The sequence below is a fragment of the Streptococcus cristatus genome (assembly GCF_963529205.1).
GTDB classification, from domain to species: domain Bacteria; phylum Bacillota; class Bacilli; order Lactobacillales; family Streptococcaceae; genus Streptococcus; species Streptococcus cristatus_O.
The window spans coordinates 34,822-55,696 of sequence record NZ_CAURYF010000007.1; the positions used below are offsets into that span (position 1 = coordinate 34,822).

The window sequence follows — 20,875 nt, forward strand, 5'->3', positions numbered from 1 at the left end:
TCTTACCTTGCTAGCTTTGGGACATCTTACAAGAAGATTTTCTTACGGACACTATAGTTTGATTAAAGAAGGAGTGGAGATAATGTCCCAATTGAAACGAATCCAAGAAATGGAAGAGCATTTGAATAAATACGCTCAGACGCTGGCTGCAGCTCAATCAGCTTTGGCTGAGCTGGAGGCCAGCCAGAAGCATTATATCCAGCTCCGAGATTATTACACCAGCCAAGCTTTCTTTGACGATTTGGAATTTTCCAATCGACCGGACTTTCCTGAGGATGTGGCCTGCGGCGTTTTGAGCGAAGATGCTGTCTATGACCTCATGGGAGAGCACTTTGAGACGGCCTTGCAGCTGCTAGAACTATCCAGTGCCATGCTGAAAGAAAGATAGAAGACTAGGAAGATTCGTGAAATAAAATGACTTCTGTTGAAAAGCTAGAGCATGGAATAAGGGTAACTTAAAAAGTCGGAAATGTAGAAAATCCTAAACAAAATCCGACCAACTATTGACATTATTAAAGGACATAAGATTAGCAGAAAGGCGGATGAGCATGCGCGACAATCATCTTCATACTTATTTTTCCTATGATTCTGAGGCGGATTTTTCTGACTATCTGGACCATTACGAGGGCGAGATTGTCACCACCGAGCACTATGACCTGTCCAATCCTTACCCTTACCAAGCTGCCTCATCCCATGATGATGTGCCTGATTATGCGGCCTATTCGGCAAAAATTGCAGAGCTGAACCAGCAATATGGTAACCGCATCAAAAAGGGGATTGAAATTGGCTATTACGCTCCACGTAAGGACGATATCCTATCTTTCCTATCTGACAAGGAATACGACTTGAAACTCCTATCTGTTCACCACAATGGTAGTTTTGACTATCTGGAAGAGCCTGTCTTGCAGCTGGACAAGATGGAGTTAATTCCCCGCTACCTGAGAGAGCTAGAAGAGGCCATCGAAGCTGTGCCAGCAGATGTCCTAGCTCACTTTGACTATGGTTTCCGAAAATTTGCGCTTACCGTGGAGGAGTTAAAAACTTTTGAACCGCAGCTGCGACAGCTTTTTCAAAAGATGATTGATCATGGTCTGGCCTTTGAACTCAACTGCAAGTCCATGTATCTCTATGGTCATGAAGTTCTCTATATCTACGCTCTTGGTCTGGTCAAGGAGCTGGGTGGTCAGCGCTTTTCAGTTGGCTCCGATGGACACAAGCTCGAGCATTTCCGCTTGAAGTTTGACCACGTGGCTCAAATCCTCTCTGATTTCGGTATTGAGGAAAGTCAGCTGATTTAGGGTATCGGAATTACACCTTGATTGTCCATTAAACGATTTTTTTGAAATTCGACCAGAATATGATATACTTAATTATCTTAGAAAATACAGAAATTTGTTGATATAGGAGAAAAAATGGCAGAGCCAGTGAAATTATTTCAGTATAACACCCTAGGAGCTTTGATGGCTGGACTTTATGGTGGGAGCATGACGATTGGGGAGCTCCTGAAATACGGTGATTTAGGGATTGGTACACTGGATTCCATTGATGGGGAGCTGATTGTTCTTGATGGCAAGGCCTATCAGGCTAAGGGATCTGGCAATGTGCCTGAAGTTGTAGAAGTTTCAGATGATGTAACGGTGCCCTACGCTGCGGTTGTTCCCCATCAAGCGGAGGTCATTTTCCGCCAACGCTTCGAAATGACAGATGAAGAGCTGGAAAAGCGAATTGAATCCTATTACGATGGGGAAAATCTATTTCGCTCCATCAAGATTCATGGAGAATTTTCCCACATGCATGTGCGAATGATTCCGAAATCAACCTCAGAGAAGAAGTTTGCTGAAGTAGCCGTGAGTCAGCCAGAGTACTATGCGGACAATGTTTCTGGAACTATTGTTGGTTTTTGGACACCCGAAATTTTCCACGGTGTCAGTGTGGCGGGCTACCATCTTCACTTTATTTCGGACGACCATACCTTTGGTGGTCACGTTATGGACTTTGTTATCAAGGAAGGGATTGTGGAGCTAGGTGCTGTCGATCAGTTGGATCAACGTTTCCCAGTTCAAGACCGTAAGTTCCTCTTTGCAAAATTCAATGTCGATGAAGTAAGATCGGACATGGATAAGGTTGAGTAGCCAATTACTGTGACAATTGTCTACTTCTGATAAAAAAAGAGGCTAGGAATCTGCGGTCCCAACCTCTGAAAGATAAGTAGAGTTTTAAATTTAGTAAGTTTGTGGAGCCTCGGCTCCTCTTTTGTTTTTCAATATCCGCCAAATCGATATTTTAGAAACTGCTTAGTTTACATTTTCATGCTTTTAATCTTTTCTTCATCTGGTGTGACGCGCAGGGTTTTCTGGCCTGTATAGGTGACAAATCCGGGCTTGCCACCAGTTGGCTTGTTGAGTTTTTTAGCCTCAATCATGTCCACTTGGACCAGATTGGAGAGTCTGGCTTTGGAGAAGTAGGCTGCTAACTCAGCAGCATCCGTCTTGACCTCATCACTAGGCTGGAGATTGCCTGTAATGACCACATGGCTACCTGGGATATCCTTGGCGTGGAACCAAAGCTCGTCCTTTTTCGCCATCTTAAACGTCAGCTCATCATTTTGTAGATTGTTGCGACCAACTAGGATAATGGTTTGGCCATCTGTTGCCAAATATTTCTCTGGTTTCTGCCTTTTTTGGATTTTTTCTCTCTGGCGTCGGCGGATAAAGCCAGTCTGGATGAGTTCCTCTCGGATTTCCGCAATTTCAGTCAGGCTGGCCTGAGCAAGGGCTGTTTCCACGCTCTCTAGGTAGAGAATCGTAGTCCGTGTCTCCTCAATTAAGCTGGTCAGGTGTTTGACGGCTTCCTTGAGCTTCTGGTAGCGTTTGAAATAGCGTTGGGCATTTTGATTTGGGGTCAGAGCCTTGTCAAGTGCAATGACAATCTTCTCACCCGTGTAGTAATTGTCCAGCTCCACCTGATCCTGATCGTTGGGCACCTGATGGAGGAAGGTGGTCAAGAGTTCTCCTTTTTGGCGGAATTCTTCTGCGTTCTCCGTTGCTAGGAGCTCTTCCTCTTGCTTGCCCAGCTTTTTCCGGTTCTTTTCCAACTCGTTTTCTACCCGACGGATAAGCTCGCTGGCCTGCTGGTTGACCCGATCACGCTCAGCCTTATCCTTATAGAAAGTGTCTAAAAGCTCGGATAGACTGGACATTTGGGTCTTACTGTCGGAAAATAGCAAAGCAGAAAAGGATTTTTCGGTCAAGCTTGGCTGAGTCGGACTGGCAAAGAAGGCTCGGAAGGTTTTGAGCTTGTCAGCTGCCAGATGGCCACTGAGCTCAGTAGCCGTATCCCGTCCCAATCCCTGAAACATTTGCTGCAGGCGTTTGGGCTCTAAGTCCTCTGTCTGTAGGATTTGGAAGAGCTTTTCATCGCCCACAGTGAAAGGGTTGAGACTGCCAGTCTGAGGCGGTGCGACATAGGTTGAGCCCGGCAGGATTGTTCGATAGCTATTTTGTGAAAATCCGACGTGTTTGATAGCTTCAATGATCTTGCCGCTAGCCTTATCCAAGAGAATGATGTTGCTGTGCTTGCCCATGATTTCGATGACCAGAGTCACAGCCACGCTATCGCCGATTTCGTTCTTATTAGAAACGCTGATTTCCAAAATCCGATCATTTTCCACTTGCTGGATTGCTTCAATGACAGCGCCCTGCAGGTATTTGCGCATGACCATGATAAAGGTAGTGGGAATAGCTGGATTTTCAAAAGTAGTCTCTGTCAGCTGGACGCGCCCAAAGACCGAGTGGGCTGACAGGAGCAGCTTGTGGCTTTGGCGATTACTGCGAACCTGCAAGACTAGCTCCTGTTCAAAAGGTTGATTAATCTTTTGGATGCGGCCGCCCAGCAGTTCGCGGCGCAGCTCCTCTGTCATGTGGTGTAAAAAAAATCCGTCGAAAGACATGCTTTTCTCCTTGAAACTTGCTAAAGAAGATTATAACAAAAAACCAAGCCAAAAGCTTCTAAAGTCTCATCAAAAAGAAATTTATTTTTTATCAATGATTATCTATATAAACAAAAACCGAACATTTTATAAAAATTTTCAAAAAAGCCTTGACATCCCTTCAGGAAAAATTTACAATATAGGAAATTAGAAAAGTAGTAGATGCATTTGTTTTTAGCGAGCTTGTGGTTGGTGGAAATGAGCAGCAAATCTTTACGAAATTGGGCTAATTGATAAATATGAATTTGAAACAATAAAAATTCGGTGCGCACACCTTACAGTGCAGCTTGTTTGATGACAAGATAGAGATATGGGGGAATACTAGCTATTTTTCCATAATTGAGGTGGCACCGCGATTTACGCCCTCACACAGAGTACCTGTGTGAGGTTTTTTTGTTGCTTATTATAAAAAATAAGGAGAATTGCCTATGTTTAAACGATGGCGTCCCTAGGGATTGAATAGAAAAAATGAAATAAAGAAATGGAGAAAGAACATGAAAAATAAACGTTTAATGACTATTTTGGGCCTCTTGGCTATTTTGGTAATTGGTGGGATGGCTTATTCCAGCTTGAGTGGAAAGAGCAACGGATCTAAGACTGGCGACGATAGTAAGACAGTCAAGGTTGGTGTCTTGCAGTATGTCAGCCACCCATCCCTTGATTTGATTTACAAGGGAATTCAAGATGGTCTAGCTGAGGAAGGCTACAAGGGTGACAAGATCAAGATTGACTTTATGAATGCAGAGGGAGATCAGAGCAAAGTTTCTACTATGAGTAAGCAGCTGGTGTCCAATGACAATGATGTGCTGATTGGTATTGCGACTCCGTCTGCGCAAGGCTTGGCTGCGGCTACTAAGGACAAGCCTATTGTCATGGGAGCTATCACAGATCCAGTCGGAGCAAACCTAGTGAAAAATCTGGAAAAGCCAGGTGGTAATATCACAGGTGTTTCTGACCACAATCCAGCTAAGCAACAACTAGAGTTGATTAAAAAATTGACGCCAAATGTGAAAACGATTGGTGCCCTCTATTCTAGCAGTGAAGACAACTCCAAAGCTCAGGTAGAAGAGTTTAAAAAATTGGCTGAAGAGGCAGGCTACAAGGTAGAGGAATATTCTGTTCCTTCAACCAATGAAATTGCTTCAACCATGAATGTCATGACTGGCAAGGTTGATGCTATCTGGATTCCAATTGACAATACTATTGCGTCAGCATTTGCGACAGTTGTGTCCAGCAATAAAGAAGCTAAGAAACCGATTTATCCAAGTGCGACGGCCATGGTAGAAGAAGGCGGTCTTGCCTCTGTCGTTGTAGACCAGTATGACCTCGGTGTTGCGACAGGTAAAATGGCTGCTAAAGTCCTTAAAGGTGCCAAGCCTGCTGATACTGCAGTAGATATTTTTGATAAAGGTAAATCTGTTATCAATACTAAGAATGCCAAAGAACTCGGTATCACTATACCAGAAGATGCTCTCAAAGAAGCAGGACAAGTGATTAAATAGAAAGAAAGGAAGTCCGTTGCTTAACGGGCTTCTTTTTCTGCTTGTAAAATCTTTAACTGAGCTTGCGAAAAGTTTAGAAATCTGTTAGAATGAATTATAATTGAATAGCAATCTGCAAGACCAGTAACCTAGGGGAAGTTTGACAGGGAGGAGAGCCAGAGACTGAGAGCTCTCTAGATGAAAGCTAGGCGAATTCACTTGCTTTAGGATTGGTAATTAAGGTCTGGCTTGCCAGATAAAAAACGGATGGTACCGCGTGTCAACGCTCCGCTTCGGTGTGAGTAAGACCGCGGTTTTTATTTTTGGAGGAACTATGTTAACAATTGAAGAACGATTGCAGAGTCTGCGTGAGGAAACTTTAGCCCAATTGCAGACCATTACTCTGGAAAATGCTAAGGATATGCAGGAGCTGAAAGTATCTGTCCTAGGGAAAAAAGGAAGTCTTACTGAGATTCTCAAAGGGATGAAGGATGTTTCTGCTGAGATGCGCCCTATTATCGGGAAGCACGTCAATGAAGCGCGCGATGTGCTGAATGCAGCCTTTGAAGAAGCAGCTCAAATCTTGGAAGAACAGAAAGTCGCAGCCCAGCTGGCCAATGACGCCTTGGATGTGACCCTACCAGGTCGTAAGATTCCAGCTGGAAATCGACATATTTTGACCCAGACGAGTGAAGAAATCGAAGATATCTTTATCGGTATGGGTTATCAGGTTGTGGATGGTTTTGAAGTTGAGTCAGACTACTACAACTTTGAGCGGATGAACCTGCCTAAAGACCACCCTGCCCGGGATATGCAGGATACCTTCTACATCACAGAAGAGATCCTCTTGCGTACTCACACTTCTCCTGTCCAAGCTCGTGCAATGGATGCCCATGACTTTATCCAAGGTCCGCTCAAGATGATCTCTCCGGGACGTGTTTTCCGTCGTGATACAGACGATGCGACTCACTCTCACCAGTTTCACCAGATTGAAGGTCTGGTCGTAGGGGAAAACATCTCTATGGCTGATTTGCAGGGAACCTTGCAGCTGATCGTGCAAAAAATGTTTGGTGCGGATCGTAAGATTCGTCTGCGTCCATCTTACTTCCCATTTACAGAGCCATCTGTCGAAGTAGATGTATCTTGCTTTAAGTGTGGTGGGGCCGGCTGTAATGTCTGCAAGAAGACTGGCTGGATCGAAATCATGGGAGCTGGAATGGTGCACCCAAGTGTCTTGGAGATGAGTGGCATCGACTCAGAGAAATATTCTGGCTTTGCCTTTGGTCTTGGTCAAGAGCGGGTAGCTATGCTTCGCTACGGTATCAACGATATTCGTGGCTTCTACCAAGGCGATGTACGTTTTTCACAGCAGTTTAAGTAAGAAGCTTAGACTAGGACTTGATTTGAACAATCCCATCACGACAAGCCTGATTAGCAATGTTTGCGGACTTGAAATGCGTGGAAAAGATGTTTATCAGTTTAGTTGTCTATAAGACGATTTTAGCTGGGAGTATCGTTCGCAGCTGCTTCTGAGAAAGGGGTGCCCTATGTTAGTTAGAGTTCGGACGGAGGATCTGGATATTTTGCGGGAGTTGGAAGTGCAGACCTACCAAGAAACTTTTGGTCCTTTCATCAAGCAGGAAGACTTGGAGCATTATTTTGCCCATGAGCTGGCGCTTGAAAGGCTGGAGCGGGAGTTGGCGAATCCTGAGTCTGAGCATTATTTTGTACTGGACAAGGAGCAAAAAATCGCTGGTTTTCTCAAGTGTAACTGGGGTCTGGCTCAGACAGAGCAGGAGTTGGAAGCTTCCTTTGAAATTCAACGGATTTATGTGCTTGCCTCCCATCAGGGTCTCGGCTTGGGCAAGGAAATGTTTGAATTTGCCCTAGAAGAAGCCCGAAAACGTGGTTTTAGCTGGGCTTGGCTAGGCGTTTGGGAAAGAAATTTCAAGGCGCAGAATTTTTACTTTAAATATGGCTTTGAAAGGTTTAGCCAGCATGAATATATCACTGGTGACACAGTCGATATTGACTGGCTTTTAAGGAAGAAATTAAACTAAAAAGACGATAACAGCGCTGTCTATTGGGCTTTTAGTAAAAACAGAAATTTATAGAGAGGAATCAAATACGACCGAAAAGACGAATGGACTGGCTTTGTCTATGAAATCAAAGTTAGCGCTGGTCGGTCGTAAAATCATCAATATGTTAGTTAGTTATAAATGGTTAAAAGAACTGGTTGATTTGGATGTGACAAGCGCCGAACTGGCAGAGAAAATGTCCACAACTGGTATTGAAGTAGAAGGAGTCAGCTCACCAGCTGAAGGCCTTTCGAAAATTGTTGTCGGAGAAGTTCTGAGCTGTGAGGATATACCTGAAACTCACCTGCACCTCTGTCAGGTCAATGTCGGAGAAGAGGAGCCTCGCCAGATTGTCTGTGGAGCGCCGAATGTTCGCGCGGGTATTAAGGTTATGGTGGCTGTACCAGGCGCTCGCATTGCAGATAATTATAAGATTAAAAAAGGAAAAATTCGTGGGTTAGAGTCACTGGGTATGATTTGCTCCTTGGGCGAGCTAGGCATTTCGGATTCTGTCGTGCCAAAGGAATTTGCGGATGGCATTCAAATTTTGCCAGATAGTGCTGTACCAGGAGATGAGGTTTTCCCTTATCTAGACTTGGATGATGAGATTATCGAGCTTTCTATCACGCCAAACCGGGCTGACGCTTTGTCTATGCGCGGGGTTGCGCACGAAGTAGCAGCTATCTACGATAAGCCTGTTCATTTCAAAGAATTTCCTCTGACTGAAGGGGATAAAGATGCTGTGGCTAGCTTGTCTGTTGCCATTGAAAGCGACAAAGCACCGTTTTATGCCGCTCGTATTTTGGACAATGTGACCATTGCTCCGAGTCCTCAGTGGCTGCAAAATCTCCTCATGAACGAAGGAATCCGTCCAATTAACAATGTAGTGGACGTGACTAACTATATCTTGCTCTACTTTGGTCAGCCCATGCATGCCTTTGATCTGGATACATTTGAGGGCGACCAGATTGTCGTCCGAGAAGCGCGTGCTGGTGAAAAACTGGTGACGCTGGACGGTGAAGAGCGTGAACTGGAAGTCGGCGATTTAGTTATCACTGTGGCAGATAAGCCAGTGGCTTTGGCTGGTGTCATGGGCGGAGCAGCGACGGAAATCTCTAGCAAGTCTACTCGTGTCGTTCTGGAAGCGGCTGTCTTCAATGGCAAGTCAATCCGTAAGACAAGCAGCCGTCTGGGCTTGCGTTCTGAGTCTTCTTCACGCTTTGAAAAAGGGATTAACCTTGCAACAGTAACTGAAGCTCTAGATGCTGCTGCAAGCATGATTGCTGACTTGGCTGGTGCCAATGTTCATGCTGGCATTGTCCAAGCAGGACAGTTAGATACGACTGACAAGCAGGTTTCAACTAGCCTTTCAGATGTCAACCGAGTTCTGGGAACAGATTTGACTTATGCAGATATTGAAGATATTTTCCGTCGTCTAGGCTTTGGTCTCAGCGGTTCTGCGGACTTCTTTACAGTCAGCGTACCTGCTCGTCGTTGGGATATTAATATTCCGGCAGATCTTTACGAGGAAATTGCTCGTATTTATGGCTATGACCGTTTGCCAGTTTCCCTACCTCAAGATGCTGGAACGGCTGGCGAATTGACGGCCACTCAAAAGCTACGTCGCAAGGTTCGGACGGTGGCTGAAGGAGCAGGTCTGACCGAGATTATTTCCTATGCCTTGACCACGCCAGAAAAAGCTGTCGAATTTACGCTCAATCCTACGAATCTGACTGAGCTTATGTGGCCTATGACAAGGGAGCGCAGTGTTCTTCGTCAAAATATGCTCTCAGGCATGCTGGATACTGTCAGCTACAATGTTGCTCGTAAAAATAAGGATTTAGCCCTTTATGAAATTGGGAAAATCTTTGAAAAGACAGGTAATCCGAAGGAAGAATTGCCTAACGAAATCAATAGCTTTGCCTTTGCCCTAACTGGCTTGGTAAGTGAAAAAGATTTCCAAACGCCAGCGACTCCTGTTGACTTCTTTTTCGCTAAGGGTGTGGTTGAAGCACTCTTTGACCGCTTGGGATTAGAAGCTGATTATCAAGCAACTGACCAGCTCAAGAGTCTGCACCCAGGTCGGACAGCACTGATTTCGATCAAAGGTCAACCAGTGGGTTATGTTGGGCAGGTTCATCCAGTGACGGCCAAGGCTTATGACATCCCAGAAACCTATGTGGCGGAGCTCAATCTGACGGCTATTGAGGCGAGCCTTGAGCCAGAACAGCCTTTTGTAGAAATCACCAAATTCCCAGCTGTTACTCGCGATGTGGCACTCTTGCTCAAAGCAGAAATCAGCCACAGACAGGTGGTTGAAGCGATTCAAGCTGCCGGAGTGAAACGTTTGACGGATATCAAGCTCTTCGATATCTTCTCTGGTGAAAAGCTGGGTGTTGGCCTTAAGTCTATGGCCTACACACTGACCTTCCAAAATCCAGAAGACAGTCTAACCGATGATGAAGTGGCTAAATACATGGAAAAAATCCAAAAATCCTTGGAAGAAAATGTCGGCGCAGAAGTGCGCTAGTATATACAAAGAGAAGCAGTCCTTAAGGGCTGCTTCTTTAATAAAATGATACTTTATAAAATGCCTAATTTATGGTATTCTTGTTCTATTAAATAATGTGGTGTAAAGGAGATTTGTGTGGAATATAAGAGGAGTTATGCGGGTGAAATTGTAGCTATTACTATTGTTATTATTGGAGCATTTATATTAATTGGAATAATGCAATCACCAAATAGTAGTGGTGCTAACCACAGTGATAGCTTAGAACAGCTAGAATATGAACGAGAAGAAGCAAGGTTGAATGAAAGCCCGATGACTATTGAAAAAGCCAAAACCTTGGTTAATTCGGATTTTGCACCTGAGAATGAAACACCAGAAGAAGAGCAAAAAAGACTGCAAGCTTTTGTAGAGACCTATAATAAACAATTAGAGTCCGAACAAGCTTCTATCCGAAGAGAAAAGGAATCTGAGCAAGAAATTCTCAATCAAAATAATGAATATGTGGGTCCAATTCTAATTGGTGCAGGTGTTATAGTTACTATTTTAGGTGTTTCGGCTTATAAGAAAGCTCATGAGCCTGCAGCTTTTACCATTTCTGATGATAAGATTGATGTTAAACCCTCTGTTTTCCAAGATATAAATCACATTGATTTAACAAATATTAAGCAAATCGAGTATGAAATTAGACGTGCTTATTCTAAAAATTCGAGATCAACTTATCGTATACTTTATTTTAAAGACGAAGAAGGAAAAACATTGGAAGAGATTGACTTGAATGATCTTGTTGATGCTGATTTCAATAGTATTTATAAAGAAATCAGTAAGCGAGCTCCGCATATTGAATGGATTTTTCCAGAGTAAGAGAAAGATTAGTAGTCGATGAATCAACTCGCTTTTTGTCTCGCTAACTTTATTACTGGGAACAAACAATGTTGTAGATGGTTCTGGAAGAATTCGAAAGTGAAGATTAGAAGGAAAAGTAATCATGGAAAATTCAAACCAAATATCCCAATGTCAGACTCTTTGGGCTAAAAATAAATATCTGGTGCTCAGCCACTCCAGCAAGATCTATCTGGAAATCCGCCAATATCTAAAAAGCGACTCAGTGGAAGCAGCACATGTCCAAGACTTGATTGATCAGGCGGTAGCCCTGCCTGAAAATCGTGGTCAGGTTTGCAATTCTTTTCAGCATGTTTGGGGCTATTTTAAGAAAAAAGCCAGCCCAGCTGAAAAAGAAAATTTTATGCTTCTTTTAGAGCGATACCAAGTAGGTCAGGTGGAGCAGGAGGTTTTGGTAGAAGCTGTGAAAGATTTGCTTAGAAAGTACCCCAATCCCTATCTGCAACAGTCGACGTTGATATTTGGTGATGGGGCGTGAGGTTCGGCTATCGAAGATGACTAGCTTAGAGCTTGTAGTGGTTAGAAGCAATAGATTGTATTCTCCAGTCCAATAAGGCTAGGGAATTTTTGGGCTCTTTGTCAACTGTAATGGATTATAAAAAGTCATACCCTGAGTCTGAGAACTATTTTGTCCCAAATACTTTTCGTCTGAGTTGTAATAGTAAATAAATGTTTAGAATAGTCAATCCCATTCCAAATAGATTTTGCTCAAAATTCATAAAGTGCCCTTCACGCTTATAAAAAGAGAGGTCGTGTTTGAAAATAATTGATAAATATGCTACAATGGTAGGCACTCGTAATTTTTATAAATGATTTTTTAATGAGAAAAATCGGATAAAATCCATTCAACTTTCGAAGGATTGTGATCAGATGAGAAAGCGTAAAATCCTTAAATTTTCTCTGATGTTATCCTAAAATTTAAAAATGGATTCCTCAATCTCGTGAGGAATTTGATTGTAGAACTGATTTTTTAGATGTCAATCATGGTGACAAAATTGATATACTTATAAAAATTTTAAGGATTAAATAAATCCTTTTATGCATTTGATAATGTTCAAATAGAAAAAATGGAAGAACAGGTGTTCTCACATGGAAATATTCAAGAATAGAAGAGAAGCTCCAAGTAGATTTACACTCATGAGGTGCTCCTATATTTCGTAGATGAAATATCATGGTAAGCCAGTTAATCCTATCTTGTTTACCAGTGGGATAAGCCTGTTTTCTTGGGTTGCCTTGCTGTTACGATAGTGCATGAGCATTGCTAGAAAACGATCGCAAGACTTGCTAAATATAAAGAATAAAGGATGACAGATGAAACATTTCGGTCTTAAAAAACAGAAACGAACAAGTATTTTTTTCCGAAGAGCAATTTTTACAATTTTGATCATCGCGATCTATTTACTTGGTCGCCATATTTTACTTCCAGGATACAATGGCAATACAGGTTTTTCACAAATAACTGAGCAAAATCCCTTGGCCTATTTGTATTCCTTAGCAGGAGTAGATGCCTCTCAGATTTCCCTGTTTTCACTGGGATTAGGTCCATGGATTACCACGATGATTGTTTGGCAGGTTATCAATTTAAATAAAAGTTGGAATATCCAGTCCTGGTCATTGAAAAAAGCGGATTTTGTGCAAAAGATTCTCACTTTGATTTTTTCCGTGTTACAGGGGATAGCTGTTATGTACACGGCTCGTTCGGAAAATGGACGCTTTTTGCTTCTGGTAGATGATTGGATTTATAATACGGCTGTACTAGCAACTGTTGTAGCAGGAAGCTTTGTTATTATCTGGTTGGCTAGCTTGAATGTTAGTAAGGGAGTAGGCGGGCAGACAATTATTATTATTTCAGGAATTTTGCTACAATTTGCTAACCAATTAGTGGTATTGATAGGAAAATCTGTTTTGTCTAAAGAAGGATTAGCCTTTCTAGTAGGTGCGGCGATCTCATTTTTGATTTTGGGCTATATTGCTGTGGTCTGCGAGAGAGCTGAAATTCGTTTGCCTCTAAATCGAGTCATGTTAAGTAGTCGTTACTATGGCAAATCTTACCTTCCTATCAAATTTCTTCCCTCTGGGGGAATGCCTATTATGTATGCCTCGAGTGTTATTATGTTGCTTCAGTTGGTATTAGACTGGTTTGGACATGGTTTTACAAAAAATTTTGGTAGTTTATTTGACTTTACAAAACCCCTAAGTTTGGCCTTTTATCTGCTGGCTATCTATCTTCTTACAATCTTATTTGCCTATATCAACTTAGAACCAGAAGAAACAGCGAAACGTTTACAACGTCAAGGGGAATACCTAGATTATATCCAGCCCGGGAAAGCAACTTTAAAAGTTTTGAAACATTACATTTCCTTGCAGTCTAACGTAGGAGCACTCTACCTGATCGTTTTTGTTGGTTTACCTTATTTCATTAATTTCTTCCTACCTCTTCCAAATTTGCTTTTGACTATACCAAGTACATTGATCATTTTAGTTAGTATGCTCTTGCCTTTGCATGAAGAAATACGCATCTTGAGAATTGGGACTTACTACCACCAAGAATTAGAATTTAAAGGAGAATAGAGGGATATGTTTTACTTTGTACCATCTTGGTATAGACAAGATCGGAAATGGTATTCTACCACTCTGCCTTTCTATTACGTGTCTAAAAATATGATGTTTGATGATGCGGTGAATTTGCTGCGAATGTTTCAGCAATCAGGAGAGGCAAATACCACTCTGATTTTGAACTATTCACCACATATTCGAACCTTTCTTTATCAGCAAAGAATATTACCAGAAACTGTATGGAATCTATTTGATACCATACAAGGTCTGACGGATGTATCTGTACGTAAAATTCGTCTGGAAGATATTAAGTGGCCTCAAGGAGTAGAATTCTTCTATACTCCTTTTATGATTGAGGTATATTTAAATCAAGAGCACTATGCTAAAATTAACTTTTCACAAACAGGTAATTTCTTTGATATTACTTATTTTGAGGGTGGGCAGACAAATCATCAGTTGATTTTTGATGATCGTGGATTTGTTTCAAGCATCATCTATTTTGAAAATGATCAACCTTACTACCAAGATTATTTAAATTTACAAGGTACATGGCAGTTTAGGGAATTTTTGGGCACAGAAAATCATCAAGTACTTATTAACCCTGAGGCGCAGGCTACATTTGCAAAAGAAGTTTACCAAGATATCGAAGAATTGATCAATGAAAAATTAGATCAGTATCTAACTTTTGCGCTAACGAAGGATGATACGATTGTGATTTCGTCAGATGTGCAGCACAACCACTTTTTCCAAAAGATTAAGGAAAATCATCATGTTATTTTGTCTTTTTTTGGAGATCGCTATCCAATCACAAACCAAGAACAGCTGTTAACAGATTTGACAGACACGCCGTTCTTCGTTGTTGATAGTTTAAATAAAATTGAAACGATAGCAGCTAATGTGGATTTAGAACAGTTGCCGGGCTTTTATGAGATTCCACCTTATGATACTCATCTAAACCTAGGGCATAGTCAAAGAAAAAAAGAGTTAATTGTTTACGTCAATTACGACAATCTACCAGCAGATCAAATTCAATATGTGTTTACGACTTTGTTTGAAATGATGTTGAAAAATGAATGGATTGACTTGCTGGTCGGAACACAAAGTCAGGATTTTGGTCGAGAGGCCTATATAAAACAGGTGCTAGAAAGCTATCTATCACTTAAGCCAGAATATGAACAAGATTTGATTTTTGTTGATAAAGAGAAAAGAGCGAGAGGTGAGAACCGAGTTCTTGATGATGAAGAGGAGATTGTTCGCGAACGGATTGATATTGAGACTATTCATAGCGACATCGATTTGATTAAAGTTCTGAAGTACGTTCGTATTATACTAGATTTGGGGACTCCAGCTGATGTGTTGACTCAAATCGCTGGCATTAGTGGAGGGATCCCTCAGGTTAACTTGTATAGTTCTTCTTATGTGAAGCATGGAGAAAATGGTTGGATTCTAGAGGATATTTCAGATTTCGAAGAGGCACTCTTATACTACCTCACAAACTTAGAACATTGGAATCAATCTCTAGTTCACTCAGTCAAGAAGATTGAACAGTACACAAGGGGTGAGATTGTCGATATGTGGAAAAATACCATAAAGGAATTAAAAGGAAATGAAAAAAATTAGTGTTTTGCAAATTGCTGATGAAAATTGGCAGGAGCAATATGAAATTCCTAGTAATATAAAATGGACATTTGTCAAACCAGAAGACATCGTCTCTTTATTGCCAGAAGATATCGGGATCTTAAATAGAGAAGTTGAGGCGGAAAACGGGAAAAAAAAGAAGAAAAAAGTAGACAAACCGTTTGATGTCGTGTTAGTAGATACTGCTGAATATTTAGAGTATGTCACTATCTTGGATCAGAAAATTCAGGTTTACCGTCTGTTCTATCATGAGCGTTGTCGAATCACTACGAAAACATTGGAACGATTTCTTTTGCGTAAAAAGGCTGTGAAAACAAATTTTGAAAATCCAGAGCAGATGCTACATATATTTTCACGTGGTTTTTTCTCTAAACAAAATGGAACGAAACTAAGTGTTAATCATCTAGTCGCTGCACCATCTTTTGAGGGTCAAATCAGTTATGAAGGGACAAACTACCTTCGTTTGTGTGGCCGATATGGCGAGGATTATCAAACCATTGCGACCTATCAATATAATATTTTTCTGAGTGGGGAGATGCCCTTAGATTTGTGGCCTGAGTTCATAGTTTCAGAAGGTTGTTCGATTCGCTACGTTGTTAAAGGTTTTCCAGCTGGAAATTCTTCCATGCAAGAATGGATTTATGATGAAACGAGTTTTGATCGGTCTTTGACGTTAGATGTAAATGATTCTTATTATTTGAGTATCAGCATTCAAGCAAAGGGACAAGGGATTGTAAAACTTGGTCCCTGCCATTATCGAGACTCCCATCTAGGCTATGGAGACTTGTTAGTTGGAGGAAAACGAATTAGCGACAAAAATCGAGAAGAACTGATTTATTTCTTTCATCCAGGAGATTTGAAACCACCGTTGAACATCTATTTTTCAGGGTACCGTCCTGCAGAGGGATTTGAAGGGTACTGGATGATGAATAATTTGGGATCGCCATTCTTACTAGTAGGGGATCCGCGTTCAGAGGGGGGCGCATTCTATCTTGGATCGGAGGAACTCGAACAAAAACTTCTCCAAGTGGTTCATAATTGCTTAGATGAACTTGGTTTTACGAAGGAACAACTGACCTTGTCAGGTTTATCAATGGGGACTTTTGGCGCCCTTTACTATAGTTCTAAGTTGGAACCTCATGCCGTCATTGTCGGAAAACCTCTTGTTAACTTAGGAGATATAGCAGAAAATGAGTCAACTATTCGTCCGGGAGGATTTCCAACGTCACTGGATTTGGTGTATCGTACAATAGGGGAGTTATCAAGTGAAGCTACAGCTCAGCTTAACGAACACTTTTGGACGACTTTTGAGTCAGCTGATTTCTCAAAAACAAAATTCATTATCTCCTTCATGTATCAAGATGACTATGATATGTCTGCCTATCCTGATATACTGGATGAGTTAGGACAGCGAGATTACCGCGTCAGCGTTATCAGCAAGGGATTGACTGGACGACACAACGATGATACACAAGGTATTGTTGAATGGTTCTTTAATCAATATAAAACGCTATTAATGAATAGTTTTGAAAGGGAGTTTAAATCGTGAGATACAAGGAAGAAGTCTACTTTGCTTATTGGGATCTCCAAAGCGTATCTCAGTATCTATACGGTTCATCTGTCAGACTGTTAGATGATGGTCGTGTTTTGTATGAAAATCAGTTCATGCCTTCGGGGACAGTTATTCATGAATGGCACTCACGGGCAAACTATCAGGCTTTACGTAATATGAGTCAGCTTCCTGAATTGAAACGTGGGCAAAACTATATTTTTGGCAGTCATATAGAAACCATCCCAGAAAATTCAACATACTTAAAAGTTGAATTTATGGATGCTCGAGATGAAGAAATTTCGAATAAAATCATTAAACAGGGAGAGAGAGTGAGCGTATGCGTTCCAGATAGCACACAATATTATAAGGTGCAGTTAGTGAGTTCGGGTTGTCATCGCTTCCTGTTTGAAGGGATTTATGTTGCTGAGGAGCAGTTAGCGGATTATACAGTGGATCGCTACTGGATATCTGATTTGCTTCATCAGGATTCCGAGAAAGAAACGCTGTATGTTTGCTTTACTGAACCTGAACTCAATCGAACCGGTTTTATCCCAGAACATGTTAGTGAGCATTTCTCAAATGTATTGATTGTTAATTCGTCCTATAGGGAAGCACTCCTATACATGGAGGAATGTTTTTACGAAGGCTTGCTTGAAACGATTGAAGAATTAGCGCAAGAGCATCTTTTTGAAAAAGTGACTTTTGTTGGTTATGGAGCGATTTCTAATATTGCGGCCCTACATTACTCCAAACAATTTGGAAATTCATACGCTCTCGTGACGGATGAGTTTTTAAGCGAACTAGATTATCAACGCTTGCTGGAACGTTACCGTACTCGAGTAAATCCGCCTATTTTTAAAGAATTATTGCTACAGCAATTTAATCCGACAAAAGTTAGAGAATATGCGAACTTGAAGACTAGACCACGTGAACTAGCAAGCATTGAAAATTTATTAGATAAGTCATTTTTACTTCAAGCAATTGACTTGGAAAAGATTGAAAAGTGGATGAGAGAGAATGAAAACTAAACGATTCAATTTGACCAACTCCTATAAACTAATGCGTTACAAAAAGATTTTGGAGAAGGTTAATAAACTATCTGATAGTTATGCAGCTATGTCAAATGAGAAACTGCAAGCTCAGACAAAATGGTTTAAAGAACGCCTTTCTGGAGGAGAAAGCTTGCAGTCCATTTTGCCAGAAGCGTATGCAACCATTCGTGAGGCAGCCAAGCGTGTATTAGGATTATATCCTTATGATGTTCAGGTTTTAGGGGCCTTGGTTATGCAAGACAATCAGATTGCAGAAATGAGAACAGGGGAAGGAAAAACTTTGACAGCTATCCTTCCTTTATACCTAAATGCTTTGACGGAAAAAAGTACAATCCTAGTCACGGCCAATGAATATTTAGCAGCGCGTGATGCTAAACAAATGGCACCCGTTTTTCGATTTTTAGGAATGACAGTTGGGGTTGGTGTCTCGGATGATCCGGCAAAAAAACTTAAAATTCCTCAAAAACAACAAATCTATAAGAGTGATATTGTCTATACAACACATAGTGCGTTAGGGTTTGATTACCTAGAAGAAAACTTGGCGACATCTCAATCAAAGAAGTTTTTGCCAAAATTTTATTTTTGTTTGGTCGATGAAGTAGATGCAGCCTTGCTAGATAGTGCTCAGATGCCCCTAATCATTTCAGGTTCTCCTCGGGTTCAATCCAACCTCTTTCTCTCGTGTGATGAGTTTGTAAAAACTCTAAAAGAAGGGGAAGATTTTAATTTAGACTCCACTCGGACGTCTGTATGGTTGACGAGAAAAGGAGTAAAGGAAGCAGAGGTTTATTTCCGCGTTCAGAATGCCTATGATCCAGATAATTACCAGCTCATTCGGCAAATTAACCTAGCTTTGAGAGCCAACCACTTATTTGAAAAAGATCGTCAGTACACGGTGGATAATGGCAAAGTTAAATTGATGGATGAGGCGACAGGACGTCTCTTGGAAGGAAATAAACTCCAATCAGGATTGCACCAAGCACTAGAAGCTAGAGAACGTGTAAAAATCACATTGGAAACGCGTTCGATGGCCTCTATTACCTATCAAAATTTATTTAGAATGTTTCCAAAATTAGCAGGAATGACGGGTACTGGTAAAGTTTGTGAGGATGAGTTCAGAGACGTTTACGACTTGGGAGTCGTAGTTGTTCCTACACGAAAACCCAATTTACGAATTGATTATCCAGATGAAATCTATCTCACGATTCCTCAAAAATTATATGCTTCATTGGAGTATATCAAAAAATTACATAAAAAAGGCCAGCCAGTTTTAATTGCGACAGGCTCGGTTGGAATGTCTGAAATTTATTCTATGCTCTTACTCCAAGAGGGAATCGCCCATAATGTGTTGAACGCCCATAATGCAGCGAAAGAGGCTGAGATGATCGCACTGGCTGGTAGACGCTCTTCAGTGACTGTAGCAACATCAATGGCAGGTCGTGGAACAGATATTATCTTGGAAGAAGGAGTTGCTGAGTTGGGTGGACTCGCTGTTGTTGGAACAGAGAGAATGTCCAGTAAGCGAGTGGATTTGCAGCTTCGTGGTCGTGCCGGACGACAAGGCGCTCCAGGATTGAGCAAATTCTTTATTTCTCTTGAGGATGATCTTATTTCCAAGTCTGGTAGCAAATGGATTAGTGAGTACTATCATAAAGAAATTGCAAAACCAGAGGAAAAACAAAAGATTCATTTGATCTCTCGTCGTATTAGGTATGCGGTTGAAGAAGCTCAGAGGAATAGTGATAACGCGTCAGCGGCTTCCAGACGTTCAACGGAACAATATGATGAAAGTATCCGTATTCAGCGACAGATTATCTACAATAAGCGTAATAAGCTCATCTCCCATTCAGACTTTGATTTGACCTATTTCTTGTCTACCCTATCGGATGCAGTGGACATTTATACAAGTAAAACACCGTTTAAAGAGCGGGCGGATTTGTTTCGCTTTGTTTTGGATAACATTAGTTATTACTGTGAGGATATTCCAGATGATCTAGATGTTACAGATTTACAGCAAGTTAAAAAGTTTTTATCAGACCTCCTTGTTTCAGAGTACCAGCAGAAAAAAGATAAAATCAAGGATTCAGAGTTGTTCAATCAATTTCAACGAACTGTCGTTTTGAGAGCGATAGATGACTGTTGGATTGAGCAGGTTGACTATTTACAGCAATTTCAAGGTTTGGTGTCTAGTCAAGGGTATGCCCAAAAAAATCCTGTCTTTGAGTTTCATAAAGAAGCTTTTAAATCATACAAAAGAATGAATGCAGATATAAATCTAAACATTATAAAAAATATGACATTGAGTTACATTAACATTAAGCCTTCTGGGAAATTAGAAGTTTTCTTTGGCTAATACTTTGACAGATTCTGTTGTAGACTTTATAATGATGATATAACTGTATTTTTGGAGAAAATCATATTATGAGTAAAAATAATAACAAAGAGCTAAAGGGATTTAAACAGTTGATATCAAAGTTTAAGCAAAAGGGTAAGGAAGATAATGATTACCGTGGTCTGAATGCAACTAAATCAAAGCCCGTTAGTTGAAAATTCAAAGAGCAAAAGGAAATTATTCTGAGTGCTAGTGAAGATCTTGAGTTGCCAACAGAATCAGTTTCTGTCATGGAAGCCTTAGAAGAATTTCAGGAAAGGAACAGTTTGGGGGTAGCTGACTTGATAAGGAATGTTAGTCAGAATTTGTCAACTGTAGTGGGTTTCTGAAAAGTCATACTCTAGTATCTGAGAACTATTTTGTCTCAGATACTTTTTTAGAAATGGATGAACTTTAAGCTAAGTTCGGGTTTTGCTTGATAGCGCTTCAGGATATTTTCCTTATTTGGAGCTTAGAAAAGAATAGCAATTTACGCTATTTTACGCTACAATGAGGTATAGTGGTGTAAATCAGAATAAGTAAGGAATAGAGGGAGCGAAATGAGACTTAAGAAAACATTGTTCGGTAACTACCGTGCTAAGGAAGTCGAAGTTTGTATCGAAGCATTAAAGGAAGGGTTTGATCGTGAAATTCAAAAGAAGAATGAAAAAATCGGGTCCTTACGTAAAAAATCAACTCTATGAAGAATCAAGAAAAAGAGATCGGTGAAGCAGTCATTTATGCCAAATC

General features: G+C 41.0%; 17 protein-coding genes. 16 read left to right on the forward strand and 1 reads right to left on the reverse strand.

The features are described 5' to 3' along the window. The first annotated feature begins 82 nt into the window (after positions 1 to 82). From RWS39_RS02820 to budA, 3 genes are all read left to right on the forward strand, one after another. The gene (locus tag RWS39_RS02820; RefSeq protein ID WP_314480221.1) at positions 83 to 388 is read left to right on the forward strand and encodes a DUF4298 domain-containing protein; all 306 of its coding nucleotides are present in this window, start codon (positions 83 to 85) and stop codon (positions 386 to 388) included. Positions 389 to 548: 160 nt separating this feature from the next. Then, a complete protein-coding gene (locus RWS39_RS02825) occupies positions 549 to 1,298 on the forward strand; it encodes a PHP domain-containing protein (protein ID WP_314480223.1) in 750 nt (249 codons plus the stop codon). Positions 1,299 to 1,412: 114 nt separating this feature from the next. Next, positions 1,413 to 2,132, forward strand: coding sequence for an acetolactate decarboxylase (budA, locus tag RWS39_RS02830; RefSeq protein WP_314480233.1), 720 nt, complete (start codon positions 1,413 to 1,415; stop codon positions 2,130 to 2,132). A 167-nt stretch (positions 2,133 to 2,299) separates the two neighbouring features. On the opposite strand, the gene fbpA is transcribed toward budA, so the two are convergent. Further along, positions 2,300 to 3,949, reverse strand: coding sequence for an Rqc2 family fibronectin-binding protein FbpA (gene fbpA, locus RWS39_RS02835; protein ID WP_314480236.1), 1,650 nt, complete (start codon positions 3,947 to 3,949; stop codon positions 2,300 to 2,302). A gap of 533 nt (positions 3,950 to 4,482) precedes the next feature. Here fbpA and trpX point away from each other — a divergent pair. The 13 genes from trpX (at position 4,483) to RWS39_RS02900 (ending at position 20,829) form a co-directional block, all read left to right on the forward strand. Continuing rightward, complete coding sequence (trpX, locus tag RWS39_RS02840; protein WP_187421615.1) at positions 4,483 to 5,490, forward strand: tryptophan ABC transporter substrate-binding protein; 1,008 nt, start codon at positions 4,483 to 4,485, stop codon at positions 5,488 to 5,490. A 313-nt stretch (positions 5,491 to 5,803) separates the two neighbouring features. Further along, on the forward strand, positions 5,804 to 6,850 hold the full coding sequence (pheS, locus tag RWS39_RS02845) for a phenylalanine--tRNA ligase subunit alpha (protein ID WP_314480239.1): 1,047 nt from the start codon (positions 5,804 to 5,806) through the stop codon (positions 6,848 to 6,850). A 166-nt stretch (positions 6,851 to 7,016) separates the two neighbouring features. Next, the gene (locus RWS39_RS02850; RefSeq protein ID WP_314480243.1) at positions 7,017 to 7,529 is read left to right on the forward strand and encodes a GNAT family N-acetyltransferase; all 513 of its coding nucleotides are present in this window, start codon (positions 7,017 to 7,019) and stop codon (positions 7,527 to 7,529) included. Positions 7,530 to 7,629: 100 nt separating this feature from the next. Further along, entirely contained in the window at positions 7,630 to 10,077 is a 2,448-nt protein-coding gene (gene pheT / locus RWS39_RS02855; RefSeq protein ID WP_390896034.1) for a phenylalanine--tRNA ligase subunit beta, read from the forward strand. A gap of 117 nt (positions 10,078 to 10,194) precedes the next feature. After that, entirely contained in the window at positions 10,195 to 10,917 is a 723-nt protein-coding gene (locus RWS39_RS02860) for a hypothetical protein (protein WP_314480245.1), read from the forward strand. 124 nt (positions 10,918 to 11,041) lie between these two features. After that, entirely contained in the window at positions 11,042 to 11,434 is a 393-nt protein-coding gene (locus tag RWS39_RS02865; RefSeq protein WP_314480248.1) for a YbgA family protein, read from the forward strand. 833 nt (positions 11,435 to 12,267) lie between these two features. Next, positions 12,268 to 13,527 carry an accessory Sec system protein translocase subunit SecY2 gene (locus RWS39_RS02870; protein WP_314480250.1) on the forward strand — a complete coding sequence of 420 codons (1,260 nt, stop codon included), beginning with the start codon at positions 12,268 to 12,270 and terminating at the stop codon, positions 13,525 to 13,527. Positions 13,528 to 13,533: 6 nt separating this feature from the next. Further along, positions 13,534 to 15,132: an accessory Sec system protein Asp1 gene (asp1, locus tag RWS39_RS02875; RefSeq protein ID WP_314480252.1), complete on the forward strand. Its 1,599-nt coding sequence runs from the start codon at positions 13,534 to 13,536 to the stop codon at positions 15,130 to 15,132. After that, the gene (gene asp2, locus RWS39_RS02880; RefSeq protein WP_314480253.1) at positions 15,119 to 16,699 is read left to right on the forward strand and encodes an accessory Sec system protein Asp2; all 1,581 of its coding nucleotides are present in this window, start codon (positions 15,119 to 15,121) and stop codon (positions 16,697 to 16,699) included. Before asp1 ends, asp2 begins: the two co-directional genes overlap by 14 nt. Beyond that, positions 16,696 to 17,730: an accessory Sec system protein Asp3 gene (asp3, locus tag RWS39_RS02885; protein WP_314480254.1), complete on the forward strand. Its 1,035-nt coding sequence runs from the start codon at positions 16,696 to 16,698 to the stop codon at positions 17,728 to 17,730. The genes asp2 and asp3 overlap by 4 nt, the downstream gene beginning before the upstream one ends. After that, positions 17,720 to 20,107: an accessory Sec system translocase SecA2 gene (secA2, locus tag RWS39_RS02890; RefSeq protein ID WP_314480256.1), complete on the forward strand. Its 2,388-nt coding sequence runs from the start codon at positions 17,720 to 17,722 to the stop codon at positions 20,105 to 20,107. The genes asp3 and secA2 overlap by 11 nt, the downstream gene beginning before the upstream one ends. A 68-nt stretch (positions 20,108 to 20,175) precedes the next feature. Next, a complete protein-coding gene (locus RWS39_RS02895; protein WP_314480259.1) occupies positions 20,176 to 20,301 on the forward strand; it encodes a hypothetical protein in 126 nt (41 codons plus the stop codon). A gap of 384 nt (positions 20,302 to 20,685) precedes the next feature. After that, positions 20,686 to 20,829: a hypothetical protein gene (locus tag RWS39_RS02900; protein ID WP_314480263.1), complete on the forward strand. Its 144-nt coding sequence runs from the start codon at positions 20,686 to 20,688 to the stop codon at positions 20,827 to 20,829. Positions 20,830 to 20,875: the final 46 nt, after the last annotated feature.